The 1,931-nt window shown below is 43.8% G+C and carries 1 protein-coding gene and 1 pseudogene; both read left to right on the top strand.

Going from position 1 to position 1,931, the window contains the following annotated elements; translation table 11 throughout:
- A pseudogene (gene gltB / locus VXQ92_RS16290) lies at positions 1 to 478 on the top strand (glutamate synthase large subunit); the annotation flags it as partial.
- Positions 479 to 547: 69 nt separating this feature from the next.
- A partial coding sequence (locus VXQ92_RS16285; RefSeq protein ID WP_416682530.1) for a glutamate synthase subunit beta occupies positions 548 to 1,931 on the top strand: 1,384 nt, incomplete at its 3' end.

Here is a 1,931-nt window from a genome sequence, read left to right as displayed (position 1 = left end):
AATTATTGGTAATACTTGTTTGTATGGTGCAACTGGCGGTAAGTTATTTGCTGCAGGTACAGCAGGTGAGCGTTTCGCGGTTCGTAACTCTGGTGCGTTTGCTGTTATTGAAGGTGCAGGTGATCACTGCTGTGAATATATGACTGGTGGTGTTGTGACTGTGCTTGGAAAAGTGGGTCATAACTTCGGTGCAGGTATGACAGGCGGTTTTGCTTACGTGCTTGACCTCGATAATGACTTTGTAGATTACTACAACCACGAGTTAATTGACTTAACCCGTATTTCAACAGAATCTATGGAAGATCATAAAGAATTCTTATTGCGTATTATTGACGAGCACATCAAGGAAACAGGTAGTGCTTGGGCTTACAAAATCCGCAATGAGTTTGACTTCTACAGCCGTAAATTCTGGCTTGTGAAACCAAAAGCTGCTAACTTGCAATCGCTTTTGAAAACTACACAAGCTGACCCACAATAATTCCACGACTGCAAAGACATAGGCAGGTGCGGGCAACAAGGAAATCCGCGCCTACCCACGGAGAGAGACATGGCAGAACGCCTAAATAATGACTTTCAATTTCTGGATGTACCACGTCAAGATCCAGAGAAAAAAGATATTACTGTCCGCAAAGCAGAGTTTGTGGAAATTTATAAACCTTTTACTTCGGAAACTGTAACCAATCAGACGCACCGTTGTTTAGGTTGTGGTAACCCATATTGCGAATGGAAATGTCCTGTACATAACTACATTCCAAACTGGCTAAAACTCATTGCTGAAGGCCAAATTTTCCAGGCTGCTGAGCTTTGCCATCAAACAAATACTTTACCTGAGGTATGTGGTCGTGTATGTCCGCAGGACCGTTTGTGTGAAGGTGCTTGTACCTTAAATGATGGCTTTGGTGCAGTAACCATTGGTAATGCTGAAAAATATATCAATGACACGGCTTTTGCTTTGGGTTGGCGCCCAGATATGTCACATGTGAAGTGGACAGGTAAAAAAGTTGCAATCATTGGTGCAGGTCCAGCAGGCCTAGGCTGTGCCGACATTTTAGCTCGTGGTGGTGTTAAACCGGTGGTATTTGACAAGCGTCCTGAGATTGGTGGTTTACTAACATTTGGTATTCCAGAATTCAAAATGGAAAAAGATGTGATGAAGCGCCGCCGTGAAATTTTCACTGGGATGGGCATTGAATTCCGCTTAAATACTGAAATTGGTAAAGACGTCACGATTGATGAATTACTTGCTGAATATGATGCAGTATTCATGGGGATGGGAACTTATACCTACATGAAAGGTGGTTTCCCTGGTGAAGATCTTGACGGTGTTTATGATGCGCTTGATTTCTTAATCTCTAACGTGAACCGTTGTCAGGGATGGGAAAAGGACCCAAGTGAATACATTAGCATGGATGGTAAGAAAGTTATTGTTCTTGGTGGTGGTGATACTGCAATGGACTGTAACCGTACTTCATTACGTCAAGGTGCCCACGATGTAACATGTGCATACCGCCGTGATGAAAGTAATATGCCGGGTTCTGCACGTGAAGTAAAAAATGCGTATGAAGAAGGCGTAAAGTTCTTGTTTAACCGTCAACCAATCGAGATTGTTGGCGAAAATGGTAAGGTAACAGGCGTAAAAGTGGTAACGACACAAATGGGTGAACCAGATAGTCGTGGCCGCCGTAGCCCTGAGCCAATTCCGGGTTCTGAAGAAGTTTTACCAGCTGATGCAGTTTTGCTAGCGTTCGGTTTCCGTCCAAGCCCTGCTGACTGGTTTGGTAGTGTGAATATTAATCTTGATGGTTCTGGTCGTGTTGTTGCACCTGAGCAACAAGAATTTAAATTCCAAACATCTAACCCGAAAATTTTTGCGGGCGGTGATATGGTACGCGGTTCTGACTTGGTTGTGACTGCAATTTGGGAAGGTCGCC

It is taken from the genome of Acinetobacter sp. 228 (genome assembly GCF_048147885.1).
This window is presented reverse-complemented; position numbering and strand designations above follow the sequence as displayed.